This is a genomic window from Kosakonia sp. S42 (assembly GCF_016624785.1).
Lineage (GTDB): Bacteria > Pseudomonadota > Gammaproteobacteria > Enterobacterales > Enterobacteriaceae > Kosakonia > Kosakonia cowanii.
Genome location: NZ_JACVTW010000029.1, coordinates 1 through 26,905 on the forward strand (window position 1 = coordinate 1; position 26,905 = coordinate 26,905).

Below are 26,905 nucleotides of genomic sequence, written 5' to 3' on the forward strand. Positions count from 1 at the left end.
CCAACGCCTGATGGCGCTGCGCTTATCAGGCCTACGGGTTCAGCGATTTATAAAGGAGACACCGATGGTTTCATCCCTTATCACTCTCGCCATTATCGCCTGGCTCAGCCAGCTGGCGCTTGGCGGCTGGCAAATCCGCCAGTTCAACAAAGCTTTCGACGCGCTCTGCCAGCGCGGGCGCGTTGGCGTTGGTCGCTCGGGCGGGCGCTTCAAACCGCGCGTAGTGCTGGCGGTGGCCTTCGATCAACACGATCGCGTCAGCGACACGTTGCTGATGCGCGGCCTGACGGTTTTTGCCCGTCCGAGCAAAATCGAGCGCTTAATCGGCGTAAAAAGAGAGGAATTAGAGCCCGATGTGATCTTTCCCCATGATCCGGGCTGTCAGAATGCTCTATCATTGGCGCTTAAAATGAAACATGGATAATTTCGTTGTGAACGCTAATAGCTTGCGAAATTATCATTTCGCAACGTAACGCAGGATATCTTCGCCTATGAAACCACGTCAGCGTCAGGCGGCAATTCTTGAGCATCTTCAGAAGCAGGGAAAGTGTTCTGTTGAAGAGCTGGCACACCACTTTGATACCACCGGCACAACCATCCGCAAAGATCTGGTCGTGCTGGAGCAGTCCGGCGCGGTGATCCGCACCTACGGCGGGGTGGTGCTCAATAAAGACGAGGCCGATCCGCCCATCGATCACAAAACGTTGATCAACACCGTGCAAAAGGGTCTGATTGCCGAAGCAGCCGTTGGCTACATCCACGACGGCGACTCGATCATCCTCGACGCGGGCAGCACGGTGCTGCAAATGGTGCCGCTGCTCAGCCACTTCAATAACATCACCGTGATGACCAACAGCCTGCATATCGTCAACGCCCTCTCGGAGCTGGATAACGAACAGACCATCCTGATGCCCGGCGGCACATTCCGTAAAAAATCTGCCTCTTTCCACGGCCAGTTGGCGGAGAACGCCTTTGAACAGTTCAGCTTCGACAAGCTGTTTATGGGCACCGACGGCATCGATCTTAACGCCGGGGTGACTACCTTTAATGAGGTCTTCACCGTCAGCAAAGCGATGTGCAACGCCGCCCGCGAGGTGATCCTGATGGCGGACTCCTCCAAGTTTGGCCGTAAAAGCCCCAATATTGTCTGTAGCCTTGAGAGCGTCGATAAACTGATTACCGACGCCGGGATCCCGCCGGACGTTCGCGCCGCGCTGGAAGAGAAAGGAATCGATGTGATTATTGCCGGAGAAGAAAATGCGTGACGCTTTTATTAACGCCGCCCGCCAGGCTCTGCTGCTGGAGCTACAGGAAGCAAGCCGCCTGCCGGAGCGCCTTGGCGACGATTTCGTTCGCGCCGCTGAAACAGTGCTGAACTGCCAGGGCAAAGTGATTGTCTCCGGGATCGGTAAATCCGGGCATATCGGCAAGAAGATTGCCGCTACTTTCGCCAGCACCGGCACCCCGGCCTTTTTTGTCCACCCGGCAGAGGCGCTGCACGGCGATCTCGGCATGATCGAGAGCCGCGACGTGATGCTGTTTATCTCCTACTCCGGCTCGGCAAAAGAGCTGGATCTGATCCTGCCGCGTCTTGACGAGAAAGCCGTCACGCTGCTGGCGATGACCGGTAAATCGCGCTCGCCGCTGGCGCTCGCTGCCCACGCGGTGCTTGATATTGCCGTTGAGCGCGAAGCCTGCCCGATGCATCTCGCCCCCACTTCCAGCACCGTCAACACACTGATGATGGGCGATGCGCTGGCAATTGCAGTCATGCAGGCGCGCGGCTTTGACGAAGAGGATTTTGCCCGCTCGCATCCGGCGGGCGCGCTGGGCGCACGGCTGCTGAACAAAGTGCATCATCTGATGCGCAAAGCAGATCAGGTGCCGCAGGTGATGCTGACCAGCAGCGTGATGGACGCGATGCTGGAGCTAAGCCGCACCGGGCTGGGCCTGGTGGCGGTCTGCGACGCCGGGCATCACGTGCACGGGGTGTTTACGGATGGCGACCTGCGCCGCTGGCTGGTGGCGGGCGGTGCCTTAACCGCGGCGGTCAGCGAGGCGATGACGCCGGGCGGCATTACCCTTGACGCCAGCAGCCGCGCAGTGGATGCCAAAGAGCGCCTGATGCAGCGCAAAATCGCCGCCGCGCCGGTGGTAGATGATGCAGGTGAACTGGTTGGTGCCATCAACCTGCAGGACTTTTACCAGGCTGGAATTCTCTAGTCCTTCAGCCCAAGACGCTTCGCCAGCCGGTGCAGGTTGGCGACGTCCATCTCCAGCGCTCTGGCGCAGGCGGCCCACTTGCCGCCACTCTCCTCAAGCGCGCGAGAGATAAGTGTGCGCTGGAACGCCTCCGTCGCTTCGCGCAGGTTTTGCCCGCTTAACGGCACGCTTACCGGCTTTGCCGGCGGTGCAGGCTCATCGCTCAGGGCAAAGTGATGCGCTTCCAGCACGATATCCCCGGCATGCTGGGTGCCGCGCGCCAGCACCACCGCCCGGTGGATGGCATGCTCCAGCTCGCGCACGTTTCCCGGCCAGCCGTAACGCTGCAAATGCCCGCGCGCAGCGGGGCTTAGCGCCACGCGCCCGAGACCAAAACGCAGGCGGCACTGCTCGCAAAAATAGCCCGCCAGCAGCACCACATCCTCGCCCCGCTCGCGCAGCGGCGGCACCTGTAACGGAAAGACGCTCAGGCGGTGATAGAGGTCGGCGCGAAACCGTCCGGCAACCACCTCTTCACGCAGATCGCGGTTGGTAGCAGCCAGCACCCGCACATCAACACGCTGGCTGCGGTCATCGCCGACGCGCTGAATATCGCCATATTGCAACACGCGCAGCAGCTTCGCCTGTAGCGCCAGCGAAAGCTCGCCAATCTCATCGAGAAACAGCGTGCCGTTATCGGCCATTTCGAACTTGCCGCTGCGGTTGCTGATGGCTCCGGTAAAGGCCCCTTTCACATGACCGAAGAGTTCGCTCTCGGCAACGCTCTCCGGCAGCGCGGCACAGTTGAGGTAGACCAGCGGTTTGTCGGCGCGTGGCGAGGCTTCATGGATTGCCTTCGCCACCAGCTCTTTACCGGTGCCGGTTTCGCCGCCAATCAGCACGTTGAGATCCGAAGGCGCAACGATGGCGATCTCTTTTTTCAGCTGCACCATCCCCGGCGACAGGCCGATCATCTCGCTGCGCGCGACCTGCTCAAACGCCGCGGGCGCACCGGGCAGCATGTTCTGCCGCTCCAGCTCCTCAATCAGCAATGCGTTATTAAGCGCGCCTGCCGCCAGCGCGGCAACCAGCCGCAGCTCCTCATCGCTGAAGGCGTCAAACTGATCCGGCGACATGCCGTCGAGAGTCAGCGCGCCAATCAGGTTTTGCCCGGCAAACAGCGGCAGGCCGACGCAGGCGTGCACTTTGAGTTTCTCCTGGCCGGGGATCAGGCCATCGTAGGGATCGGGCAGATCGCTGTCGGCGGGAAAGCGCACCACATCGCCAGCGCGGGCAATCGCTTCCAGCCGCGGGTGGCCTTCAAGGGTAAAGCGCCGCCCGAGCACATCCTGCGCCAGGCCGTCGATCGCCAGCGGAATAAACTGCCGCGCCTCGTAGCGCAGCAGCGCCGAGGCATCGCACGCCAGCACCTGGCGCAGGGTGGTAATCAGCCGCTGGAAACGATCCGCGTGACCGATCCCGCTTTGCAGCTCAATGGCGATACCCGCCAGCACATTCAGTGAAAAACTCATTCTGACCCCACTGTCATTTTGACAATACATATTGTCATATTGACTCTATTTATCATAGTCATAATGACATTATGATTTTGAATGGATTTTAAAAAATATATCAATATCAAAATGATAAAAAGCTGGCACGCCTCTTGATATAGCCATGTATCACATTGAGAAACTGCACAGGATTACGATCATGGCGATTCATGTAAAAAACAACATTCACTGGGTTGGACAACGCGACTGGGAAGTTCGTGATTTTCACGGCACCGAATACAAAACCCTGAAGGGCAGCAGCTATAACAGCTACCTGATCCGCGAGGGCAAAAACGTGCTGATTGATACCGTCGATCACAAATTCAGCCGCGAGTTCGTGCAGAACCTGCGCGGCGAGATCGATCTGGCGATGATCGACTACATCGTCATTAACCACGCCGAAGAGGATCACGCGGGCGCGCTGACGGAGCTGATGTCGCATATCCCCGATACACCAATCTACTGTACCCATAACGCTATCGACTCGATTAACGGCCACCATCACCACCCTGAATGGAATTTCCATGTGGTGAAAACCGGCGATACGCTGGATATCGGCAACGGCAAACAGCTGATCTTCGTCGAAACGCCAATGCTGCACTGGCCCGACAGCATGATGACCTACCTGACCGGCGACGCGGTGCTGTTCAGCAATGACGCCTTCGGCCAGCACTACTGCGACGAGCATCTGTTCAATGATGAGGTGGATCAGGCCGAGCTGTTTGAGCAGTGCCAGCGCTACTACGCCAATATCCTCACCCCCTTCAGCCGACTGGTGACGCCGAAAATTACCGAGATCCTCGGCTTTAACCTGCCGGTAGAGATGATTGCCACCTCCCACGGCGTAGTGTGGCGCGATAACCCGACGCAGATCGTTGAGTTGTACCTGAAATGGGCGGCGGATTATCAGGAAGATCGCATCACCATTTTCTACGACACCATGTCAAACAACACCCGCATGATGGCCGACGCCATCGCCCAGGGAATTACCGAAGTCGATCCGCGCGTGGCGGTGAAAATCTTCAACGTCGCGCGCAGCGATAAAAACGACGTGCTCACCAATGTTTTCCGCTCCAAAGGGGTGCTGGTCGGCACATCGACGATGAACAACGTGATGATGCCGAAGATTGCCGGGCTGGTCGAAGAGATTACCGGCCTGCGTTTTCGTAATAAGCGCGCCAGCGCTTTCGGCTCCCACGGCTGGAGCGGCGGCGCGGTTGATCGCCTCTCGACACGTTTGCAGGATGCCGGGTTTGAGATGTCCCTCAGCCTGAAAGCGAAATGGCGACCCGATGTCGATGCGCTGGAGATCTGCCGCCAGCACGGGTGCGACATTGCCCGCCAGTGGGCGCTCGCCCCGCTGCCGGAGCCGCTCAGCCAGCCCGCCGTGCAAGCTGCCTGCGGCTGCGCAGAATCAACTGCCGATCTCGGCCCGCGTATGCAATGCAGCGTCTGCCAGTGGATTTATGACCCGCAAACAGGCGAGCCGATGCAGGATGTCGCGCCGGGTACGCCGTGGTCTGAGGTGCCGGGCTCCTTCCTCTGCCCGGAGTGTTCGCTGGGTAAAGAGGTGTTTGACGAACTGGCAGTGGAGGCAAAATGAGCGCCGGGATTGTGATTATCGGCTCGGGCTTCGCCGCCCGCACGCTGGTGAAAAATATCCGCAAGCTGGACAGCCAGGTGCCGCTGACGCTGATTGCCGCCGACAGTATGGAAGAGTACAGCAAACCGGAGCTGAGCCATGTGATAAGCCAGGCGCAGCGCGCCGAAGATCTGATCCGCCAGACGGCGGGCGACTTCGCCGAGCAGTTCAACGTGCGCCTTTTCCCCTACACCTTTGTCACCGCCATCGATCCCCACGCGCAGGTGGTGAAAAGTGCCGACAGAAGCTGGCCGTACGATAAGTTAGTGCTGGCGACCGGGGCGAAAGCCTTTGTGCCGCCGCTGCCGGGGCGTGAAATGATGCTGACATTTAACAGTTTGCAGGAGTATCACACCTGCGAAGAGCAACTGCGCGCGGCGAAGCGGGTGCTGATTGTCGGTGCCGGGCTGATTGGCTGTGAGTTAGCGATGGATCTTCAGCGCGCGGGCAAAACCGTCACCCTGCTGGATAACGCCGCCAGCATCCTTCCGGCACTGATGCCGCCGGAGGTGAGTGCTCGCCTGCAACACTGCCTGACGGCAAGCGGTGTGCGCCTGCTGCTCGCATCCAGACTGGCGCAGCTTGAGGCGCAGGAGAGCGGCGTGCGGGCGCGGCTGGATGATGAGCGCAGTGTCGATGCCGATGTGGTGGTTGCCGCCACCGGCCTGGTGCCACACACCGCGCTGGCGCAGGCCGCCGGGCTGCAGACCCGCCGCGGAATTGTCGTCGACGCCACGCTGCAAACCAGCCAGCCGCATATCTTCGCGCTGGGCGACTGCGCCGAAATTAATGGTCAGGTGCTGCCCTTCCTGCAACCCATTCAGCTCAGCGCCATGACGCTGGCGAAAAACCTGACCGGCAGCCCGACGCAACTGACGCTGCCGCCGATGCTGGTGAAGGTGAAAACGCCGCTGATGCCGCTGCATCTGGCAAGTGAAACCTCGCGCGCCGACCTGCGCTGGCACATCGCTACCGATGCCGCAGGCATGGTGGCAAAAGGGATCGACGACTCCGACAAGCTGCGCGCGTTTGTGGTCAGTGAAGATCGCATGAAAGAGGCCTTTGCGCTGCTGAAGGCGCTGGGGCAATAGCCCGCGCGGCCGCCACCAGCCCCTGGCCGAAGGCGATGCCGCCATCCCCGGCCGGAAGCTGGTGGGGAAAGAGCAGCGTGAAATCGGCCAGGTAGTGCTGTAAGCGGGCTTTCAGCAGGCGGTTATGCAGCACGCCGCCGCTGAAAACCAGCGTTGTAATGCCGTGTTTGCGGGCCTGCTCGCGCGCAAGCCGGGCAAAGCCGCACGCCAGCGCATCGTGAAACGCCCACGCCCGTGCGGGCGGTGCCGCCTGCCAGCCCAGCCACGTCTGCCAGAAGGTCGCCAGATCGAGCCGGCTCCCGAGAAGCGGCATCTTCACCGGGTGCTCGAGGTTTTCCGCCTTTGCCGCCAGCGCTTCCAGCTGGCAGGCGGCCTCCCCTTCATAGCTAAGCTGCTCTGGTGCACAACCGAGCGCGCAGGCCACCGCGTCAAAAAGCCGCCCGCAGGATGAGGCCAGCGGTGCGTTGATGCCGCGCGCGATTGCTCGCTCCAGCACCGGCCAGTTCTGCTGTTGGATAAGCGCCGTTTCCGGGTAATCCTGCCACCTCTCAACAAAAGCCAGCATCTGTGCCAGCAAGTTGCGCCACGGCTGACGCGCGGCGAGATCGCCCCCCGGCAGCGCCACCGCCGGCAGGCCACCGAGGTGCTCGCAGTCGCGGTAGTTGACCCGCAAACACTCCCCGCCCCACAGCGCACCGCCCTCGCCCATACCGATCCCATCCAGGGTTATAGCAATCACATCCCCGCCGTCGAGCGGCCAGCCATGCTCGCCAAGACAGGCGGCGGCGTGGGCGTGGTGATGCAGCACGGTATGAACCGGCAACCCGGCGCGATCCGCCCATGCGCGAGTGCGGTAGGCCGGGTGCGCGTCCACCACCACCTGCTGCGGCGTGAAATCGTAGATCTGCTGCATCAGGCGCAGGGCGTTTTGCCACTGCGCCTCGACGCCCTCATCGGTTAAATCGCCGAAATGCTGCCCCGGCACGGCGCTCTCGCCGCGCAGCAGGCAGAAGGTGTTTTTCATCTGCGCGCCGAGGCAGAGCAGCGGCGGAATATCACGAAAGCCCGGCGGCAGCGGCAGCGCATCGGGCACATAGCCTCTGGCGCGCCGCAGCATCTCGCCGCTCGCCCGCACCACGGAGTCATCCATACGCTGCACAATCTCGCGATTATGCACCAGGAAACCGTCGACTATCGACGCCAGCTCGGCCTGCGCGGCAGCGTTGGTAAGCGCGGGCGGTTTGCCGCTGAGGTTGCCGGAGGTCATCACCAGCGGGCGCTGCAACGCCTGCGCCAGCAGATGCTGCACCGGGTTTGAAGGCAGCATCACACCAGTCTCATCAAGCCCAGGCGCAATGGCCTCACAGAGGCCGCTGACGCTTGCGCTCTCCACCAGCACAATCGGTGCCGCAGGCGTGGCCAGCAGGCGCTGCGCTTCAGGGGAGAGCCCGTCGCTTGACGCCAGCATTACCGCCAGCGGCTTGCTCGGGCGCTGTTTTCGCGCGCGCAGGTAGCGCACGGCGGCCTCGTTGCCCGCATCGCAGACCAGATGGAAGCCGCCGATGCCTTTCACCGCCACCACGCCGCCGCTTTTGATCAGCGCCACCGCCATCTGCAACGCCTCTTCGCCTGCTGCCCGGTAGCTCGCATCATGCCAGCTCAGTTGCGGCCCGCATTCAGCACAGGCCACCGGCTGGGCATGAAAACGCCTGTCCAGCGGATTGCAATACTCCGCTTCGCACTCCGGGCAGAGGGGAAACGCCGCCATAACCGTTAACGGGCGGTCATAGGGCATGGCGTGAATGATGGTAAAACGCGGTCCGCAGTGGGTGCAGTTGATAAAGGGGTAGCGGTAGCGGCGCCCGGCGGGGTTGAACATCTCCGCCAGGCAATCAGGACAGGTTGCGGCATCGGGGACAATCTGCGTATCCATTGCCCCGCCCGCGCTGTCGCGGATGGTGAAGGCCTGCGGTAAAACAGGCCAGTAAAAGGGGTGCTGCTCAACGCGATCGATGCGCGCCAGCGGCGGGCAGCGCTGGTGCAGCAGGGAGAGAAAAGCCTGCGCATTGCCAACGAGGCGTATCTCTACCCCCTGCGCGTCATTACAGACATCGCCGTTCAGCGCCAGCTGCTGCGCCAGCTGCCAGACAAAGGGGCGGAAGCCCACCCCCTGCACTTTTCCATAAACGCGTAAGCAAACCCCAGGGCTTTGGCTCATATCATCATTGCAGCGCCGCATCGCGCAGGCGCGTCTTCATCTGTTGATAGGTGCGCTGAGTGTACGCTTCGGCCCAGGGCTGATCGTTGATCGCACTCACCCGTACCGCGCAATATTTGGTCTCCGGCGTTTTCGATATCGGGTCGAGATTATCCTGCGTCAGCTCGTTACAGGCACCGATCCACCACTGGTAAGTCATATAGACGCTGCCCTGGTTGATGCGCTCGCTGACATCCGCGCGGGTGATGACTTTCCCGCGGCGCGACTCTACCCACACCAGTTGATGGTCGCGGATCCCCAGCGCATCGGCATCCAGCGGGTTGATCTGCACAAAGCCCGGCTCATCGGCGAGGGTTTGCAGCGCCGCGCAGTTGCCGGTCATTGAACGGCAGGAGTAGTGCCCCACTTCGCGCACGGTACAGAGCACCAGCGGGAATTCGCTGTCCGGGCGTTCGGCGGGCGCACGCCACGGTGCGGCGAAAAGGTGGCCTTTGCCATCCGGCGTATCAAACTTGTTGTCGTGGTAAAGATAAGGCGTGCCGGGATGATCGAGCGTCGGGCAGGGCCACTGAACATGGCCCATATCGCCCATCTTCTCGTAGGTGACGCCGTAAAAGAGCGGGCAGAGTTCGCGCAGTTCATCCCAAATCTGCTGATTGTTGTCGTAGTGCATCGGGTAGCCCATCTCGGTGGCGATCAGGCTGATAATCTCCCAGTCACGTTTGACGTTATAGGTCGGCTCAATCGCTTTTTCGAAGCGCTGGAAACCGCGGTCAGCGCAGGTAAAGACGCCGCCATGTTCACCCCACGAGGTGGCGGGCAGCAGCACGTCCGCCTGCTCGGCGGTTTTGGTCATAAAGATGTCCTGCACCACGATAAAGTCGAGAGCCTCAAAGCCTTTGCGCACCAGGCCCAGGTCCGCTTCGGTCTGGAGCGGATCCTCGCCCATGATGTAGTAGGCTTTCACTTTGCCCTCCAGCGCCAGGTGCGGCACTTCGGTAATGCGCACGCCCACCTGATCATCCATTACCGCCGGATCGATCCCCCAGGCAGCGGCGAATTTAGCCCGCACCTGCGGGTCAACCACATCCTGATAACCGGGGAACTGGTTCGGGATGACGCCCATATCGCACGCGCCCTGCACATTGTTCTGACCACGCACCGGGCCGACGCCGACATGCTCGCGGCCGAGGTTGCCGGTGAGCAGCGCAAGGCTCGATAACCCTTTCACCACATCGACCGCCTGACCAAACTGCGTCACGCCCATGCCCCACATAATGGTGGCGGAGGGCGCGGCGGCAAAGGTGCGCATCGCCTGGCGTACCTGTTTCGCCGGCACGCCGGTAAGGTGTTCCACCGCTTCCGGGGCGAACTCTTTCACCGTTTCCCGGTAGGCATCCAGCCCGGTAGTAAAGCTGGCGACATAATCTTTGTCATACAGCTCCTCCTCAAGCAGCACATAACCGAAGGCGTTGACCAGTGCCATATTGCAGCCGTTTTTCAGTTGCAGATGCTGGTCGGCGATGCGCGCGGTCTCGATCCGACGCGGATCGCAGACGATAATTTTCGCACCATTTTGCCGCGCTTTAATCACTCTTCGCGCCACGATCGGGTGTGAATCGGCGCAGTTGTAGCCAAAAATCAGCAGGCAGCGGGAGTTTTCAATATCGCTGATGGAGTTGCTCATCGCGCCGTTGCCGAGGGTCTCCTGCAACCCGGCAACAGAGGGGCCGTGGCAGACGCGGGCGCAGCAGTCGACGTTATTAGTGTTGAGCACGCCGCGGGCGAATTTCTGCATCACATAGTTAGTTTCATTCCCCGTCCCGCGTGATGAACCAGTGGTCATAATGGCGCGCGGGCCGAACTGGGCTTTGATTTCGCTAAGGCGTTTTGCGGTGTAGCGGATCGCTTCATCCCAGCTGACCGGGGTGAGCTTGCCCCCTTTCTGATAGCGGATCATCGGTTGCGTCAGGCGCGGGGTGAGCAGCTTGGTGTCGTTAAGGAAATCCCAGCCGTAGTAGCCTTTCAGGCAGAGTTCATTCTGGTTGGTATGGCCGTCGGCGGCTTCCGCGCGGATGATTTTTCCGTCATCAACAACCAGTTTCAGTTTGCAGCCCGCGCCGCAGTATGGGCAAACACTTGTGATCTTCTTCATCAGTAACAGACCTGTTAAAAGTGAAAGTAAAGGGGTTAGAAGGTAATGGAGAGCGAGCTGTCGAGCGCGGCGCGACGCCGTTTATCCGCGCTCATCTGCTCCAGCACATTACGATCGATGCAGACCAGCGCCTTGGTCGGGCAGGCCTGAATGCAGGCCGGGCCGCTCTCGCTGTGGTGGCAGAGATCGCACTTGTTGGCTTCGGCTTTTTCTGCCCGCACGTTGAGGCCCGCGCCGCTGTGGCGAATAACCGGACGCACGACCACCTCCATCGCGCCATAGGGGCAGGCCACCACGCAGGTTTTGCAGCCGATGCAGCGCTCCTGCATCACATGCACAAAACCTTCGTCGCGGCGGATGGCGCCGTTCGGGCAGACGTTGGCGCAGGGCGCGTCTTCGCACTGACGACACATGGTCGCCGTCGACACATTGACGCCTTTCACCACGTGAATACGCGGCAGGAAGGTTTCCGGGGTGAGCGCCGCGCAGTCGCGATCCGCCTGATGGGAGACCACGCAGGCCACCTCACACGTGCGGCAGCCAATGCATTTTGCGGCGTCGGCCATAATAAATCGGTTCATCATTTTCTCCAGCTAAGAGCCTTGTCCCGCTGAAGTATTCATAAAGCGTGCCACTTTTTAAGTGGCTGAATTTAATGATGTTAGTAAAAGCGCAGCGCTGTCATCGACAGAAGTGTCGATGACGGCTGACACCTCAGGCGCCGGGGCCGCTGGTGATGGAGTCGCGCAGGATCAACTCGCCGGGAAAGGTGGATTGCAGGGTAAAGTCACCGCCATCGAGCATAAAGATCAGGCGGTTGATGGTCTCTTTGATCATCCCGGTAACCGGGATTTTGACGCTGGAGAGGGCCGGTACGGTGAAGGGAGCCATGGCGATATCATCAAACCCCACTACGGAGACCTGGCCGGGTATGGCAATGCCGCTGTCATGCAGCTGTTTGATAGCCCCCACCGCCATATCGTCGTTGCTCGCCACCAGCGCACTGAAAGAGACTTTGCGATCCAGCAGTTCACGCACGCCGCTTGCTCCGCTTTGCGGTGTCCATTTCCCTTCGACAATCAATTCGTTACGCACCGCAATACCCTGCTGTTGCAGCGCGTCTTTGTAACCGGATAAACGCTCAATGCCGGTGGGTGAATCGAGCGAGCCGGTGATCAGCGCAATATCGCGATGGCCGCGCGCAATCAGCGCTGAGACCGCCTGCTGGCTGGCGGCGTGCTGATCGCAAAAGACGCAGTGGCTGAGGTTTTTGCGCAGGCGACGGTTGAGCACCACAATCGGCTGAGGGTGGCTGTCGATAATCGCATCCAGCTCGTCGACGCTGAGAAAACGGGGGTAGATGATGACGGCGTCGCAGCGCAGATCGAGCAGATACTGAATCGCCTGACGCTCCTCTTCGGCGCTGTGTTTACCATCCGCCAGCAGCAGTTGACGCCCTCTGTCTTCGGTCATGCGCGCCGCGTGAGAGAGCAGTTCGCTGAAGTAGACGCCGTGGTAAAGGGTGTTAGTGACCACCAATCCCAGCGTCTGGGTGGTGCTGCTGGCAAGGCTGCGCGCCAGCAAGTTTGGCCGGTAGCCGCTCTCGCTAATTGCCTGAAAGACGCGGGTTTTTGTCTCTTCACTGACATAGCCTTTGCCCGTCAACACGCGTGAAACCGTGGCTTTCGACACCCCTGCCCGCTTCGCCACCTCCTGCATTGTCGCCATCTGTCCTGCTCCTGCAAATGTCCTGTGGCGAAGTGTACTTCAGCCACGACGCGTATTGGAACAGATAACCATCCTGCGAAAAGCGCGCGCTTGTGGTTATCCGGTGATCTCCATCACGCTTTGGAAAAGTGGTTATTTTTAGGTCTTGTTTCACTCACACAAACTCATCATGATTTTGTGGAACCGGTTACCTATTTCATGTTTCATCGCCGCCTGGGCGTGCGATAAGTCATTACCCTATTGATTAAACAGGATAAAAAACAATGGCTAAGAACTATGCGGCGCTTGCCCACTCGGTGGTAGATGCGCTGGGCGGTGTCGATAACATTGCCGCCGTAACGCACTGCATGACGCGCCTGCGCTTCGTGGTGAAAGATGAAACGCGCATCGACAGCGCGACGCTGAAAAGCATCAGCGGCGTGATGGGCGTGGTACGCAACGACAATCAGTGCCAGGTCATTATCGGTAATACGGTTGCGCAGGCGTTTCGTGAAGTGGTCAGCCTGCTGCCGCAGGATATGCAGCCCGTTGAGACGCAGACCAAACAAAAACTCACCTTGCGCCGCATCGGCGCGGGCATTCTCGATGCGCTGATTGGCACCATGTCGCCACTGATCCCGGCAATTATCGGCGGGTCGATGGTCAAACTACTGGCAATGGTGCTGGAGATGTCCGGCGCGCTGCCCAAAGGCTCCTCCACCCTGACCATCCTGACGGTGATTGGCGACGGGGCCTTCTTCTTCCTGCCGCTGATGGTGGCTGCCTCGGCGGCGGTAAAATTCAAAACCAATATGTCGCTGGCGATCGCCATTGCCGGTGTGCTGGTGCACCCGAGCTTTATTGAGCTGATGGCGAAAGCGGCACAGGGCGAGCACGTCGAGTTTGCGCTGATCCCGGTGACCGCGGTGAAATATACCTACACGGTGATCCCGGCGCTGGTGATGACCTGGTGCCTCTCCTACATTGAGCGCTGGGTCGATCGCATCACCCCGGCAGTGACGAAAAACTTCCTCAAGCCAATGCTGATTGTATTGATTGCCGCGCCGCTGGCGATTGTGCTGATTGGCCCGCTCGGCATCTGGATCGGTAGCGCCATCTCCGCGCTGGTTTACACCATTCACGGCTATCTCGGCTGGCTCTCCGTTGCCATTATGGGCGCGCTGTGGCCGCTGCTGGTAATGACCGGTATGCACCGCGTCTTCACACCCACTATCATTCAGACCATTGCCGAGACGGGCAAAGAGGGGATGGTGATGCCGTCGGAAATCGGCGCGAACCTCTCCCTTGGCGGCTCGTCGCTGGCGGTGGCATGGAAAACGAAAAACCCGGAGCTGCGCCAGACGGCGATGGCGGCGGCGGCCTCGGCGATCCTCGCCGGCATCTCCGAACCGGCGCTCTACGGCGTGGCGGTTCGCCTGAAACGCCCGCTGATCGCCAGCCTCATCAGCGGCTTTATCTGCGGCGCGGTCGCCGGAATCGCCGGGCTTGCCAGCCACTCCATGGCGGCACCGGGGTTATTTACCAGCGTGCAGTTCTTCGATCCGGCAAACCCGATGACCATTGTCTGGGTGTTTGGCGTGATGGCGCTGGCGGTAGTGCTGTCGTTTGTGCTGACGCTGCTGCTCGGCTTTGAGGATATTCCGGTCGAAGCGGAGAAAAACGCACCGATGGCGCAGCCGGTAACGGTAAAAGAAGCACAAGCCTGATTAATAGAGCGAGGTAACGCATGGCTGTTTTTCCGCAAGGATTTTTATGGGGCGGCGCACTGGCCGCCAACCAGTCGGAAGGGGGATATCTGGAGGGCGGCAAGGGGCTGACCACCGTCGATATGATCCCGCACGGCGCGAACCGTCTGGCGGTGAAACTGGGGCAGGAGAAGCGCTTTGCCCTGCGCGACGATGAGTATTATCCCAGCCATGAGGCGATCGATTTTTACCATCGCTACAAAGAGGATATCGCGCTGATGGCGGAGATGGGCTTTACGGTGTTCCGCACCTCGATTGCCTGGAGCCGTCTCTACCCGAAAGGCGACGAATTAACGCCGAATGAAGAGGGGATCGCCTTCTATCGCGCGGTGTTTGCCGAGTGTAAAAAGTACAATATCGAACCGCTGGTGACGCTGTGCCACTTCGATGTGCCGATGCACCTGGTGACGGAGTATGGATCCTGGCGCAACCGCAAAATGGTGGAGTTTTTCACCCGCTATGCCCGTACCTGTTTTGAAGCCTTCGACGGTCTGGTGAAGTACTGGCTTACCTTCAACGAAATCAACATTATGCTGCACAGCCCCTTCTCCGGTGCCGGGCTGGTGTTCGAAGAGGGCGAAAACCAGGATCAGGTGAAGTACCAGGCCGCGCACCATGAGCTGATTGCCAGCGCGCTGGCGACCAAAATCGCCCATGAGGTGAACCCGCAAAACCAGGTCGGCTGCATGCTGGCGGGCGGTAACTTCTACCCCTACTCCTGCAAACCGGCCGATGTCTGGACGGCGCTGGAGAAGGATCGCGAAAACCTCTTCTTTATCGATGTGCAGGCGCGCGGCAGCTACCCGGCCTACTCCGCCCGCGTATTCCGCGAAAAAGGGGTGCAGATTGTTAAAGAAGCAGGCGATGACGACATCCTGAAAAACACCGTCGATTTTGTCTCCTTTAGCTACTACGCCTCGCGCTGCGCCTCGGCAGAGATGAATGCCGCCAACACCAGCGCGGCGAATATCGTCAAATCCCTGCGCAACCCGCATGTTGAGGTGAGCGAATGGGGCTGGGGTATCGATCCGCTTGGCCTTCGCATCACTATGAACATGATGTATGACCGCTATCAGAAGCCGCTCTTTTTGGTGGAGAACGGGCTGGGGGCGAAGGATGAGGTCGATGCTAACGGCGAGATCCATGACGATTACCGCATCAGCTACCTGCGCGAGCATATCCGCGCGATGGGCGATGCGATTGAAGATGGTATTCCGGTGATGGGTTACACCAGCTGGGGCTGCATCGATCTGGTGGCGGCCTCCACCGGTGAGATGAGCAAACGCTACGGCTTTGTCTATGTCGATCGCGACGACCAGGGCAACGGCACGCTGGCGCGCAGCCGCAAGAAATCCTTCTGGTGGTATAAGAAGGTGATCGCCAGCAACGGCGCGGATCTCGACTGATCCTGACGGCAGCGAAAACCCCGCTTTTCGCTGCCGTTTTATTTCACATATTCCTGGTTTTCCTGCCCGTAACGTGACAACGCTCACATCTATGCCAGGCTTAAACACGTGTCTACATAACGTTTAAGGAGCAAGCATGGCAGAGCAAAACACTAAACGACCTTTAGCGCCGCACTACCCGACCCCTCCTTTTGCCGAGCAACCGCAAACGCCGCCTGGCCTTGCCAGCAAGATGATCCCGGTACCGGATCATGGCGAAACCAGCTATCGCGGTTCTGGCCGTTTGACCGGACGTAAAGCGCTGATCACCGGGGGTGACTCTGGTATTGGTCGCGCTGTCGCCATCGCCTATGCCCGTGAAGGGGCCGACGTGGCGATTAACTATCTGCCGGAAGAGGAGTCCGATGCGGCAGAAGTGATCAAACTGATTGAAGCAGAAGGCCGCAAAGCGATTGCCATTCCGGGCGATATCCGCTCCGAAGCCTTCTGCCAGCAGCTGGTAGAGGAAGCCGTTAAAGGCCTTGGCGGGCTGGATATTCTGGTTAACAACGCCGGTCGCCAGCAGTTCAACGAATCGATCCTCACCCTGTCGACGGAAGATTTCGACGCCACCTTTAAGACCAACGTCTACGCGATGTTCTGGATCACTAAAGCGGCGGTGAAACACCTGCCGGAAGGCGCGAGCATCATCAACACCTCTTCGGTGCAGGCCTACCAGCCAAGCCCGATCCTGCTTGATTACGCGCAGACCAAAGCCTCGATTGTCGCCTTTACCAAATCCCTGGCGCAGCAGCTGGGCGAGAAAGGGATTCGCGTCAATGCCGTTGCACCGGGTCCTTACTGGACACCGCTGCAATCAAGTGGCGGTCAGCCGCAGGAGAAAGTGCAGCAGTTTGGTGCCAGCGCACCGCTGAAACGCCCAGGCCAGCCGGTTGAGATTGCGCCGCTGTACGTCACGATGGCATCGCCGGAAAGCAGCTACAGCTCCGGTCAGGTATGGTGCTCCGACGGGGGTACCGGCACATTGTAAGGATTGCCACAATCCTGCATCTCGTGGTCGCCGCCCGGCGGCCACGTCCGTTTCTCCCCTCCTCTCAACAGGACACAACAGACCGTGAAGAACGCGCAATACACCTCTCCCGTGCGGGAAAATGGCTTTGTCGAGGCGGGCGATTATGCGGCTATCGGCGAAGGCCGCTCCGTGGCGCTGATTGCGCCGGATGGCTCGATTGACTGGTGGTGCGCGCCCAACCTTGATTCGGCCCCGCTGTTTGACCGCCTGCTCGACCCCGATATCGGCGGTTTTTTTCAGCTTGAGCCAGATGCGCCCTACAGCGTGACGCGGCGCTATCGCGATGACAGTAACGTGCTGGAAACCACCTTCACCACCGACAGTGGCAAAGTGCTAATCACCGAATCGATTAACAGCACGCTGGCGGGCCGCCTGCCGTGGAGCGAACTGGCGCGGCGCGTTGAAGGGATTGAGGGAGAGGTGAAAATGAAGCTCTCCCTGCGCTTTGGCACGCGGGCGGAAACCTGCTCGCCGTGGCTTAATGAAACCGCTCACGGCAACGTCTACCATATCGCCGATCTGATGGCGATGCTGCGTACCAGCGAGGATGTGGCGATCGTCGATGTTGATGATGAGCAGATCCACGGCGCCTTTACCACATCGCCCGAAAGCCGCACGCTGGTGGCGCTGCTGGTGACGGAGAAGGAGCCGCTGGCGGTGCCGGATCTCGCGGCGATTGATGAGCGGATCGAGACCAGCCACACCGCGTGGGTCGACTGGTCAAAAAGCCTCAGCTACCGCGGGGCGTATGAAAATCATGTCGGGCGTTCGGCGCTGGCGCTGAAGTTTCTCTGGTACTCACCGACCGGTGCCCTTGCCGCAGCGGCAACCACTTCTATACCTGAAGGGGTCGGCAAAGAGAAAAACTATGACTACCGCTATGCCTGGGTGCGCGATGCCTGTCTGATCATTAAAGCCTTCGCCTTTCTCGGCGCGCTGGAGGAGTGCAAAGCCGCCTTCTCATGGTTATCAAAAACGATTATTCGCCACGGTGTGCGCCTCCACGCTTGCTATACGCTGGAGGGCGAAGCGGTGCCCGCCGAGACCTATCCGCCACTGCGGGGCTATAAAGATTCGCGCCCGGTGCGCGTCGGCAATAACGCCCGCGATCAGCTGCAACTGAGTATGTATGGCGACATGCTGGCGACGGCGCAGCTGTTTGTTAACGCCGGGCATGTGCTCGATCTGCGCACGTCGCGTTTACTGGGCGAGCTGGCGAACTGCTGCGCCGATCACTGGCGGCAAAAGGATTGCGGCATCTGGGAACTGCCCGAGCACCAGCACTATACCCACTCCAAAATGGCCTGCTGGCTGGCGCTCGACCGCGCGGTGGAGATGGCGCGCGAGAAGCATATTGAGCCGACCTGGGTAGGCCGCTGGGAGCGCGAACGCGACCGCATTCGCGACTGGGTTGAGGAGCACTGCTGGTCTGAGCACAAACAGGCCTACCTCTTTTACCCGCAAAGCGAGGATCGCCTCGACGCGTCGCTGGCGCTGGTGCACCACTATGGCAACAGCGTTAATCCGCAGCGCATGTTATCCACCTACCGTGTGATCCGCGAAGAGTTGGGCGACGGCTGCGCCATGACCTACCGCTACAGCGGCGTGCAGGAGGAGGAGAACACCTTCGTCGCCTGTTCGTTCTGGCTGGCGGAGGCCTGGGCGGCAATGGGCGAGATCGAGTGCGCGAAAACCGCGATGGAGGAGGTCCTCGAGTGCATCTGCGATAAAGGCAACGTCGAAACCTTCAACGAGATGTTCGACGTGCGCACCGGAAAATGGAGCGGCAACCTGCCGCAGGGGTTGAGCCATCTGGCGCTGATCTGCGCCGCGCAGGCGATAACGGAGCATTCGTAAGATGTTGATGCGCCTTGCGCTATCCGGCCAGGTTAAGCGCGTGGCGCGCGTCATGCTCAATTAACCACTTTTTGCGGGCAATGCCGCCGCCATAGCCGGTCATGGTGCCATTTTTACCGATAATACGGTGGCATGGGATGACTATTGCCACCCGGTTGGCACCATTCGCCGCCGCGACCGCCCTCACCGCCAGCGGTTTAGCGATACGCTCGGCAAGGCATTGATAGTGCGTTGTTTGACCATACGGCACATCCTGCAAACCTTGCCAGACGAGGCGCTGAAAGGCGCTGCCCGGCAGATCTAATGCCATATCAAAATGGCGGCGATGACCCGCAAAATAGTCGCTTATCTCCTTTTCGGCCTGCCGCGTATGCGCATTCTCTCCGGCGAGAATGCGGGCGTTAAGCAACCGTTGCAGATCGCTGAACTCGGTTTCAAGCATACGTCTGTCGACAAACTCAAGCAGGCAAACTCCGTGCGCGGTAGCGCAGACAAACATTGGACCCAGCGGCGTCGTGAAGCGGTGGATCATGATGGTCTGCCGCCCTTCGCTCGGCGCGGCACCGGTGAGTTTTTATAGGTGTAACCGAACCCGCTCAGCGATTCATACCCACTGTCGAAAGCCACATCGGTGGCGCTGCGACCACCTTTAAGCTCCTGCAACGCAACGTTGACGCGCATCATCCGTTGAAAAGCCTGAAACGTCATGCCGTGGTGTTGTAAAAACCAGCGCCTGACACGCTCCGGACTGATATTCCGTTCACGCAGCTGCGTATCACTGATGCGGGATTTCAGGTTATTACGCACCAGCGTAACCGCCTGCTCAATAAAGTCTGGCGCAGAGCAGGCATTTTCTGTTGGTCGGCACACTTTGCACGGCCGGAAACCCGCACCCAGTGCCGATTTCATATCGCTATAAAATTCGACATTCTCCCGCTTCGGCTTACGCGCCCGGCAGACAGAAATGCAGAACACACCGGTGGTTTTCACGCCGACGAAGAACACGCCCGTGTACTCCGAGGCGCGGTCAAGCAACGCCTGATACCAGTTCGCGCATTGAACAGGATCACTGATTTTCATCGCAGAAAATCTCCTCAAAAACCTGCTTCCGCTGAATGCCTGAGAGTAACGTTTTTAGCCGGGCCTGTATCGCTTGATGCAGGAAATTTCCTGTTGATATCCGCCGCACACCCCAGCTTGAGAGTGCAGCAATATCAGCCAGCCCTGGTAAGGCCATCACATTGAGCGGCAGCGCAACCTGTCCGGCAATGGTGATGATATCCGTGTCCTGTTTTACCCCCGGCACAAACAACCCATTGGCACCGTGGTCCGCATATAGTTCGCCGCGCCACAGCGTTTCCTGCAGGGCATCATCGACCCCAAGCAGAAAGGTATCGGTACGGATATTGAAAAAGAAACCCACGGGCAGCAGGCCGACGAGGGTTTGCAACTGACGCGCGAAAAGTAGAGGGTCAACCAGAGATCGTCTGCCGTTGACCACCTGGCTATCTTCCAGATTGATACCGACCACGCCCAGTGCGATTAACTGCTGGATATTTTGCGCAATCTCTTCGGCAGAGCGGCCATAACCCGCCTCCAGATCGACGCTTAATGGTAAGTCGCTTACGGCGCGAATGCGCTCGACTATAAAGAGCAGGTGTGCGAAGGGCATTGCTTCGCCATCGGCATAGCCGAACTGTGCGGCAATAGCGGCACTTGAAGTGCCTAATGCCGCATAGCCCGCCTGCTCCGCCGCCTGGGCACTGCTTGCATCCCAGACGTTAGCTAACAGTAAAGGGCAAGGTTGTTGATGAAGGTCGTTGAACGTCATGGTCGTCTCCGGTGGTGTTGTTGAGCCGAGTCTGACGTTTAGAGCCATAGACGCACAACCGAAAATCGGACGACCATTTTTACCCTGAGCGGGCACGTTTTCTTGCCGGATGGCGGCTGCGCCTTATCCGGCCTACGAAGACGAGGGGCGGCGTTCGGGGGCTCTTAAAGATGTTGGTGTTTTCGGGAAGAAGGTGACGGTGCGTGATTCTGTAAAGGCAGGAGCTTTTTTAATTTTGCGACTTTTTCATCGAATACTTTGAGATTTTGACTCTGACTATACCCGCACAAAAAATGTAATTATTTCGGCAGTTTGTAACAACCGAGAGTATAAAGATGGAAACCAGGGAAGGCTTTGAAAGAGCGTTAACATATGGGGAAGTTGTGCTGGCACGCTCTGTATATGGCAATTCAATTTTTTATAACGACGTAAAAGTACATTGTGACAAATACTTTCCATTCGGATTACAAGATCCTGCTTATGCAATGGCCCCCCAATGGAGAGCTGTGGTTTCGAAAAGAGGGTTATTTATCCGACTTCTCGCGAGGAAATGATGAATCTCAGCATACTTTCATACATGAAATGGCTCATGTCTGGCAGCACCAGAAAGGTATGTGGGTAAGGTTGAGCGGCCTTTTTAGCGGATTTGCTGATTACACGTACCGCCTTGATGGTAAGAGGTTGCTCCATCACTACACGATGGAACAGCAAGCATCCATCATTGCTGATTATTGGTTGCTTCGAAAACTAGGGTATTCCAGATGGATTAAAAACGTACGCCTTATCAATTTCAGGGGTGTAACAAATAAGACTGTCCTGCCAGAATACGAATATGTTCTTTCACACTTTTTAAACCAAAGGTAATAGCCGATGAAAAAAATGGTGTTAGTAAGCCTGTTAGTATTATCGCTTGCAGCCTGCCATCAGAACCCACAGCCTCCGCAGCTACGGGCTAAGGTTGTTACCGTCGCGAATAATGTTTGTGTTCTTGTTCAACCCGAAGGCGATGAAAAAGTGGCGATTGTCAAAATTTCAGAAGTCGGGAATCCGCAAAATGTGCTTGAAAAATATGATATCAACGATATAGCGGCCACCTCTGACAGTTGCATGCCGACTTATGGCTATAAGTTTGAAAAAGGGCACTCCTATAACTTCACCGTCTACCTCGACTCAGACGAAAAAAGAGAGAAATCGATAATCCCCTCTTCACGCATATTCTCTGTAGGCTTTGCCGTTCGGGATAATAACGGTAATACAGAAATATTTAGCGATAACTAATTTTTGAGCCCAGTGACTGGGCTCATATTTATTCTATTACGGGTAAATCACCATCAGTACGCTGCGTTTATCCTGCGAGAAGAGAGTGAAATCATCACTTAGCGCCGGATTTTTTGTTAATAAACGCTGCTTAACCGCCAGAAATTTATCGTCGTTGGTAAAAAACAGCGCCATCAGAGAATCCATATTTTCAATATGATTACTTTCCGATTCGCTGATTACACGTTGATAGCACGCATCCTCTTTTTTACCCAGACGCTCTTTGAGCATGCACTCTTGCAGCAATAATGATGGATTAGCGTTAGCTCTGTTAAAAGGCTCAAGATAAGTGAGCGATTTCTGATAGTCGCCTCTTGAAGCAAGCAGGCTGGTATAACTGCGAATAACATTCACATTTTCAGGATTTTTGCGCGCGAGCTTGTCGAAATCCTCTAACACGGCAGGTTTATCCGCATCCTCTGCCAGCGTGTACTTTTTCACCAGCTCAGAGGCTTGCTGTATGGGCTCCGCTATCGCGGGTGCGCCGAGAAAAAGGATTAAGATGAATGTTGTCACGCCACTGATACGCATTTCGCTCTCCCTGCTTTAAAAAGAGACATAACCTTACTGCGCAGCGCTTTTTATACCAAACACCCTAAACAGTGCGCTTCTTCCCTCTTCGGTAATCGTCACTTCGCGGTAGCCCGGCGTGCGCTGCAGCCAGCCGCGCTGTTCGAAGGCGACAAGCAGCGCGGCGCCGGCATCGCCGCCGAGATGAAAGCGGCGCTCGCTCCAGTCGAGGCAAGCGCTACAAGGTTTACGACGGGTGTTCAGGTCGAGCGCTACGCCGAGTTTTGCAAGCTCGCGCCTGCCGGTTTCGGTTACCGCAGCACCCGCTTCGGTGATCCACCCATCTCGCTGCATCACGCTATAAATGCCAACGGCGATCTCACCGGCGAGGTGATCGTAACAGGTACGCGCCCGGCGTAGCGCCAGCGGCGTGCGGGTGACGGGGGCTTTTGCGCCGCGCATTGACACACCCATCATATTTTCCAGCAGCCCGGCGACATCGCTGCCCGCCAGCCGGTAGTAGCGATGCCGCCCCTGCGAGACGCAGACCAGCAGCCCGCTGTTTAGTAACTTGGTTAAGTGCGCGCTGGCCGTTGACGCGGCGATATCAACCACCGCGCACAGCTCCGTTGCGGTCCACGCCCGCCCATCCATCAGCGCACAGAGCATCCGCGCGCGCGACGGTTCCGCCATGGCGCTGGCGATGGCGGCAAGGGCTGTTTCCAGCACTGGCGGTGAATTGTCGGCAGGTAAACTCATACTTTCGAAACGTCCCAATGTTGTGTCACCTCGTGCGCCAGTGGATCATTATCGGTGAGCAGGATCAAGCGATTATCGTGATCGCTGTACTGCACCTCAATGTTGATCCCGGCGTTTGCCAGCGCGCGCGCAATTGCACCCAGCTCGCCCGGCCTCTCCTGCTTTAGTTTGCGGATAAGCGGCTTTCGCACACTTTGCAGCGTAAAGCCTGCGGCCTTCAACACCTGCCCTGCGCGCTCCCCCTCTTCCACCAGAAAGTGAGCATGGCACTGCGCGTTGACGGTAAACACCCCGCCGCCCTCAAGGCCGACGCCATTGCGACCCAGTGTTTCGCCAAGCGCCGCCAGCGCGCCGGGCGCGTTATCCAGCACCACGTGAAGATCGTACATATCAGGCTCTCCTGTCAGTCGAGGTGTAGTCGCGAAACACCTGCGCGACGCGAATGCGGTAGAACGAAAAGATGGTGCGCTGCCCTTCTGCTTGCGCGGCCTGGTGGAGGACGTTTTGCTTCCAGGCGATCACCGCCGCCTCATCGCGCCACCAGGAGAGGGACAAAATCTTCCCCTCCGTGCTCAGGCTCTGAAAGCGCTCGATGGTGATAAAGCCGTCAATCTCCGCCAGCTGCGGCTTCAGCTCTGCGGCAAGCTGCAAATAGCGCGGCTGCTCGCCAGGCGCAATATCCGCTTCAAATAACACTGCGATCATAAGTCACTCCCTCTACTGTTCCGTCTCGCCAGTGTTATGCAGCGTCCAACGCGATGCTTCGCCCGGCAACGAAATGTCGCTGCCCCCCTCTTTTTTAGGAGTGATTCAGTTCGCACTTTTCCATGAAACCGGTTGCGGCAGAGCGTCACCAGGCTAGCATGAAACCGGTTTCACCCAGTTACACCTACTCAGTTTCCGATAATAAAAGGTAAATAAAAATGGCCGTTATCAGGGATTACAATAAGTTAGCGAGCGATATCCTGCGGGAGGTCGGCGGTGAAGAGAACATCAGCAACTTCTCCCGCTGCGCCACACGACTGCGCCTTGTCCTCAATGAAACGCCCGCCACGGCAAAAAACAACGTGCAGAGTTTGCCCGGCGTCATTGCGGTCGTTGAGAGCGGCGGTCAGTTCCAGGTGGTGATTGGTACCCACGTCGCCGATGTTTTTAACGCCCTGAGCGGCATGGTGAAAGAGCGCGGGGATGACGCGCCGCCACCCAAAACGCGCTGGCTCGATGCGGTGATCGCCACCATGTCGGCAGTGTTTGCCCCCATCGTCTATATTCTTGCCGCCGCCGGGATTTTACAGGGTTTGTTGATTCTGCTCGGCCTTGCGGATGCGGATATCAAATCCACCGGCACCTTTGCGGTGCTCAACTTTATGTCCTGGACGCCGTTTGCCTTCCTGCCGGTGTTTATTGCTATCACCGCCGCGCGCCACTTTAAGTGCAACCCGTTTATTGCCGTGCTCTGCTGCTGTGCGCTGATCAACCCCGAGTGGACGGCGCTGGCGGGTAAAATCGCCGCCGGTAACGAAGTGAAGTTCCTCTTCTTCCCGCTGGCGGAAACAGTTTATACCTCGTCGGTGCTGCCGCCGCTGTTCCTCGTCTGGGCGCTGTCGTGGTTTGAGCGCCGGGTAGAAAAATGGCTGCCGGAGGTGGTCAGCCCGCTCTTTACGCCGCTTATCTGCTTTGTAGTGATTGTGCCGCTGACGCTGATTGTGATTGGGCCGCTGACCAGTTGGGCGGCGATTGGCGTGGCAAATGGCTATAACGCCCTGTTCCATGCCGCTCCGGCGCTGGCGGCCGCGATTATTGGCGGCGTCTGGCAGGTGATTGTGATTTTTGGCGTTCACTGGGGTATTACGCCGGTGATCATGGCCAACTTCGACACCCAGGGGTATGACTCCTTCCAGGCCTACCAGACTATAGCGGTAATTGGTCAGATGGCGGCGGTCTTTGGCGTGTTTATTAAAAGCCGTAACAAACAGCTGAAAGCCACCTCGCTGTCGGCAGGCGTGACCGCCATTTTTGGTATTACCGAACCGGCGATTTACGGCGTTACGCTGCGCTTTAAAAAGCCCTTTATCTGCGGCTGTATTGGCGGTGCCATCGGCGCAGTTGTCGCCAGCCTGTTTGGCAGCCTCTATTATGCTTATGCCGCGCTGCCGGGCCTCTTTACGCTGGTGAACGCCATCAGCCCCGATGCGCCGATGTCCTTTATTGGCGAACTGGCCGGTGCCGGGACGGCGATTGTGCTGACCGTGGTGATGGTGCAGTTTATTGGCTTTGACGATCCGGTTGAAGAGACGCCCACAGAGCAGAAACCGGCGACGGTTACCGTTGGCACACTGCAAATGCTCAGCCCAATCAAAGGCGAAGTGATTGCGCTAGAGAGCGTGAAAGATGAAGCGTTTGCCGGCAAAGTGCTGGGCGATGGCATCGCGATTGTCCCCGCCGAGGGGAAAGTGGTTGCGCCGTGCGATGCGCAGGTCGCGACATTAATTGACTCCCATCACGCTATCGGCCTGATCTGTGACAATGGCGCAGAATTACTGATCCATGTTGGCCTGAATACCGTTAATTTACAGGGGCAATACTTTACGCCGCTGGTGAAAGAGGGCGACCGGGTCACCGCAGGCACGCCTCTGCTGGCATTCGATAAGGCGAAAATTGAGCAGGCCGGGTATGATTTAACAACGCCGGTGCTGGTGGTGAACAGCGATGAGTTCACGCTTACTCACCATCAGTCACAAGGTGCCGTCACCGCGGGAGCGCCGCTGATGTCGCTGGCCTGACAAGAGAGATAACACGAGCGAGGATGAAGAATGGTAACGATACTGGATGTCGCACGGCTGGCAGGCGTCTCCAAAGCGACGGTATCGCGCGCGCTGAACGGCAAAGTCTTTGTCCGCGAAGAGGTTAAAGCCCGCATTATGCAGGCGATTGACGAAACGGGTTACAAGCCAAACCAACTGGCGCGCAACCTTGCCAATAATAAAACCAACTCCGTCGGTCTGGTGATCACTAACGGGCTCTACAACGGCCCGTTCTTCTCCAGCATGATTTACCACGCGGCGACCGACAGCGAAATGCACGGTCGGCAGCTGGTGCTGGCGGATGGAAAACACAGTGCGCAAGAGGAGCGCGACGCTATCGACCTCCTGCTGTCGCTGCGCTGTGAAGCGATCCTTATCTACCCGAAATACCTGACGGTCGACGAGCTGGACGAGATTATTGATACCAGCGAGACGCCGATTGTGGTGATTAACCGCGAGCTGAGCCGCAACCGCAGCCAGTGCGTGTTTGTTGACCACCAGCAGAGCAGTGAAAGGATGGTGGCGTATCTGCTGGCGCAGGGGCATACGCGTATTGCCTTTGTCGCCGGTTCCGAGGGATCCCCCACCGGCGAAAGCCGTCTGGCGGGGTATCACCAGGCGCTGCGCAACGCCGGAATCGAGCCGGATCCGCAGTTGCTGGTGCGCGGAAGCTGGAGCACCGACAGCGGTTATGAGGCCGGGCGCGAACTGCTGGCGCGCAATGTGCCGTTCAGCTGCGTGCTGGCGGGGAATGACGATATGGCGATTGGCGTGGCGAAAGCGTGTCAGGAGGCCGGGCTGCGCCTGCCGGAGGATGTTTCCCTTGCCGGGTTCGATGATTCGGTGATTGGCAAATATTACAACCCGGCGCTCACCACCCTGCATGTGCCGATGGATGAGATGATCCGCCACGCGGTGGCGATCCTTTTATTGCCGGACGAAACGCCCCCGCGCGCCCATCAGGGCGAGTTGGTGTGCCGCGAGTCGGTGGTTAAAGTTAGCTAATGCCTGGTTT

General features: G+C 58.5%; 23 protein-coding genes and 1 pseudogene. 13 read left to right on the forward strand and 11 right to left on the reverse strand.

From position 1 onward, the window contains the following. The first annotated feature begins 64 nt into the window (after nt 1-64). The 3 genes from gutM to gutQ all read left to right on the forward strand — a co-directional run bounded on the left by gutM (nt 65) and on the right by gutQ (nt 2,223). Complete coding sequence (gene gutM, locus IAE50_RS21200; RefSeq protein WP_200135649.1) at nt 65-424, forward strand: transcriptional regulator GutM; 360 nt, start codon at nt 65-67, stop codon at nt 422-424. A 67-nt stretch (nt 425-491) separates the two neighbouring features. Beyond that, a complete protein-coding gene (locus tag IAE50_RS21205; protein WP_187799901.1) occupies nt 492-1,265 on the forward strand; it encodes a DNA-binding transcriptional repressor in 774 nt (257 codons plus the stop codon). Then, a complete protein-coding gene (gutQ, locus tag IAE50_RS21210; protein WP_200581197.1) occupies nt 1,258-2,223 on the forward strand; it encodes an arabinose-5-phosphate isomerase GutQ in 966 nt (321 codons plus the stop codon). The genes IAE50_RS21205 and gutQ overlap by 8 nt, the downstream gene beginning before the upstream one ends. Here the strand turns inward: gutQ and norR are convergent. Further along, nucleotides 2,220-3,734 carry a nitric oxide reductase transcriptional regulator NorR gene (norR, locus tag IAE50_RS21215; protein WP_094421808.1) on the reverse strand — a complete coding sequence of 505 codons (1,515 nt, stop codon included), beginning with the start codon at nt 3,732-3,734 and terminating at the stop codon, nt 2,220-2,222. The two genes, gutQ and norR, sit on opposite strands and share 4 nt — an antisense overlap. A gap of 181 nt (nt 3,735-3,915) precedes the next feature. Between norR and norV the strand changes: the two genes are divergently transcribed. Beyond that, nucleotides 3,916-5,358 carry an anaerobic nitric oxide reductase flavorubredoxin gene (norV, locus tag IAE50_RS21220; protein WP_200581198.1) on the forward strand — a complete coding sequence of 481 codons (1,443 nt, stop codon included), beginning with the start codon at nt 3,916-3,918 and terminating at the stop codon, nt 5,356-5,358. After that, the gene (norW, locus tag IAE50_RS21225; protein ID WP_200581199.1) at nt 5,355-6,488 is read left to right on the forward strand and encodes an NADH:flavorubredoxin reductase NorW; all 1,134 of its coding nucleotides are present in this window, start codon (nt 5,355-5,357) and stop codon (nt 6,486-6,488) included. Before norV ends, norW begins: the two co-directional genes overlap by 4 nt. Here norW and hypF read toward each other — a convergent pair. The 4 genes from hypF to IAE50_RS21245 form a co-directional block, all read right to left on the reverse strand. Further along, nucleotides 6,433-8,706, reverse strand: a complete 2,274-nt coding sequence (hypF, locus tag IAE50_RS21230; protein WP_200581200.1) for a carbamoyltransferase HypF — start codon at nt 8,704-8,706, stop codon at nt 6,433-6,435. The two genes, norW and hypF, sit on opposite strands and share 56 nt — an antisense overlap. Nucleotides 8,707-8,710: 4 nt before the next feature. Continuing rightward, nucleotides 8,711-10,861, reverse strand: a complete 2,151-nt coding sequence (fdhF, locus tag IAE50_RS21235) for a formate dehydrogenase subunit alpha (RefSeq protein ID WP_200581201.1) — start codon at nt 10,859-10,861, stop codon at nt 8,711-8,713. Between the two features lie 35 nt (nt 10,862-10,896). Beyond that, nucleotides 10,897-11,442 (reverse strand): electron transport protein HydN, encoded by a 546-nt coding sequence (hydN, locus tag IAE50_RS21240; protein ID WP_023480526.1) that lies wholly within the window; start codon nt 11,440-11,442, stop codon nt 10,897-10,899. Nucleotides 11,443-11,575: 133 nt separating this feature from the next. Then, the gene (locus tag IAE50_RS21245; protein WP_200581202.1) at nt 11,576-12,589 is read right to left on the reverse strand and encodes a LacI family DNA-binding transcriptional regulator; all 1,014 of its coding nucleotides are present in this window, start codon (nt 12,587-12,589) and stop codon (nt 11,576-11,578) included. Between the two features lie 263 nt (nt 12,590-12,852). Here IAE50_RS21245 and ascF point away from each other — a divergent pair, with 263 nt between their 5' ends. The 4 genes from ascF (at nt 12,853) to IAE50_RS21265 (ending at nt 18,669) form a co-directional block, all read left to right on the forward strand. Further along, nucleotides 12,853-14,295: a PTS cellobiose/arbutin/salicin transporter subunit IIBC gene (ascF, locus tag IAE50_RS21250; RefSeq protein WP_200581203.1), complete on the forward strand. Its 1,443-nt coding sequence runs from the start codon at nt 12,853-12,855 to the stop codon at nt 14,293-14,295. Between the two features lie 20 nt (nt 14,296-14,315). Continuing rightward, nucleotides 14,316-15,740 (forward strand): 6-phospho-beta-glucosidase, encoded by a 1,425-nt coding sequence (locus IAE50_RS21255; RefSeq protein WP_200581204.1) that lies wholly within the window; start codon nt 14,316-14,318, stop codon nt 15,738-15,740. A 136-nt stretch (nt 15,741-15,876) separates the two neighbouring features. Further along, on the forward strand, nt 15,877-16,770 hold the full coding sequence (locus tag IAE50_RS21260) for an SDR family oxidoreductase (RefSeq protein ID WP_023480577.1): 894 nt from the start codon (nt 15,877-15,879) through the stop codon (nt 16,768-16,770). Nucleotides 16,771-16,854: 84 nt separating this feature from the next. Further along, nucleotides 16,855-18,669, forward strand: coding sequence for a glycoside hydrolase family 15 protein (locus IAE50_RS21265; RefSeq protein WP_200581205.1), 1,815 nt, complete (start codon nt 16,855-16,857; stop codon nt 18,667-18,669). Between the two features lie 19 nt (nt 18,670-18,688). Here IAE50_RS21265 and IAE50_RS21270 read toward each other — a convergent pair. Beyond that, nucleotides 18,689-19,749, reverse strand: a pseudogene (locus IAE50_RS21270) (bifunctional transcriptional activator/DNA repair enzyme AdaA). After that, nucleotides 19,736-20,500 carry an isocitrate lyase/phosphoenolpyruvate mutase family protein gene (locus IAE50_RS21275; protein ID WP_200581206.1) on the reverse strand — a complete coding sequence of 255 codons (765 nt, stop codon included), beginning with the start codon at nt 20,498-20,500 and terminating at the stop codon, nt 19,736-19,738. The pseudogene IAE50_RS21270 and the gene IAE50_RS21275 overlap by 14 nt, the downstream one beginning before the upstream one ends. A 480-nt stretch (nt 20,501-20,980) precedes the next feature. On the opposite strand from IAE50_RS21275, the gene IAE50_RS21280 reads away from it, so the two are divergent. Both IAE50_RS21280 and IAE50_RS21285 read left to right on the forward strand, forming a co-directional pair. Further along, nucleotides 20,981-21,364 (forward strand): type IV secretion protein Rhs, encoded by a 384-nt coding sequence (locus IAE50_RS21280; RefSeq protein ID WP_232045226.1) that lies wholly within the window; start codon nt 20,981-20,983, stop codon nt 21,362-21,364. A 6-nt stretch (nt 21,365-21,370) separates the two neighbouring features. Next, nucleotides 21,371-21,778: a putative T6SS immunity periplasmic lipoprotein gene (locus IAE50_RS21285; RefSeq protein ID WP_200581207.1), complete on the forward strand. Its 408-nt coding sequence runs from the start codon at nt 21,371-21,373 to the stop codon at nt 21,776-21,778. Between the two features lie 36 nt (nt 21,779-21,814). On the opposite strand, the gene IAE50_RS21290 is transcribed toward IAE50_RS21285, so the two are convergent. The 4 genes from IAE50_RS21290 to IAE50_RS21305 are packed head-to-tail and all read right to left on the reverse strand — an operon-like array spanning nt 21,815 to nt 23,791. Next, nucleotides 21,815-22,348 carry a type IV pilus biogenesis/stability protein PilW gene (locus tag IAE50_RS21290; RefSeq protein WP_200581208.1) on the reverse strand — a complete coding sequence of 178 codons (534 nt, stop codon included), beginning with the start codon at nt 22,346-22,348 and terminating at the stop codon, nt 21,815-21,817. A gap of 33 nt (nt 22,349-22,381) precedes the next feature. Continuing rightward, nucleotides 22,382-23,086: a helix-turn-helix transcriptional regulator gene (locus IAE50_RS21295; protein ID WP_200581209.1), complete on the reverse strand. Its 705-nt coding sequence runs from the start codon at nt 23,084-23,086 to the stop codon at nt 22,382-22,384. Continuing rightward, nucleotides 23,083-23,475, reverse strand: coding sequence for an amino acid-binding protein (locus IAE50_RS21300; protein WP_094421828.1), 393 nt, complete (start codon nt 23,473-23,475; stop codon nt 23,083-23,085). Before IAE50_RS21300 ends, IAE50_RS21295 begins: the two co-directional genes overlap by 4 nt. Nucleotide 23,476: 1 nt before the next feature. Beyond that, a complete protein-coding gene (locus IAE50_RS21305; protein ID WP_200581210.1) occupies nt 23,477-23,791 on the reverse strand; it encodes an antibiotic biosynthesis monooxygenase in 315 nt (104 codons plus the stop codon). A 218-nt stretch (nt 23,792-24,009) separates the two neighbouring features. Here IAE50_RS21305 and IAE50_RS21310 point away from each other — a divergent pair, with 218 nt between their 5' ends. Further along, a complete protein-coding gene (locus tag IAE50_RS21310) occupies nt 24,010-25,869 on the forward strand; it encodes a beta-glucoside-specific PTS transporter subunit IIABC (RefSeq protein WP_200581211.1) in 1,860 nt (619 codons plus the stop codon). Nucleotides 25,870-25,899: 30 nt separating this feature from the next. Then, the gene (locus tag IAE50_RS21315) at nt 25,900-26,895 is read left to right on the forward strand and encodes a LacI family DNA-binding transcriptional regulator (protein WP_200581212.1); all 996 of its coding nucleotides are present in this window, start codon (nt 25,900-25,902) and stop codon (nt 26,893-26,895) included. Nucleotides 26,896-26,905: the final 10 nt, after the last annotated feature.